This window comes from Roseovarius halophilus (ex Wu et al. 2025) (assembly GCF_047086965.1).
This window is the reverse complement of record NZ_JBKOTX010000626.1, coordinates 1-280: the sequence shown is the minus strand read 5'-3', so window position 1 is coordinate 280 and position 280 is coordinate 1. Positions and strand designations below refer to the sequence as shown.

Genomic DNA, 280 nt, shown 5'->3' with positions numbered 1-280 from the left:
ACTGAACCACCGCTGCAGCGCGTATTGAGACGTCGGGCATTCCTGGTGTTGGGGGATGAACATGAAGCGTCTGACAACCTTGACGATGGCGCTGATCACGCTGGGCATCTGCGCATGCGCGACGGCGCAAGACGTGCCGGTCGGCACCTGCCAGCCGATGACGGGGCAAACCGAGATCAACGGCGTCATGCAGGAGGTGCAAGGCACGGCGTGCCTGCAACCGGACGGGACGTGGCAAATGGTGGACACCGACGGCAGCCCCGTCACCTACCTTGGCCCG

1 protein-coding gene is annotated in these 280 nt (G+C 64.3%); it reads left to right on the top strand.

The window, feature by feature from the left end:
* Positions 1–61: 61 nt before the first annotated feature.
* Positions 62–280: hypothetical protein (locus ACH107_RS33785; RefSeq protein WP_412509920.1), on the top strand; the 219-nt coding region annotated here is incomplete at its 3' end.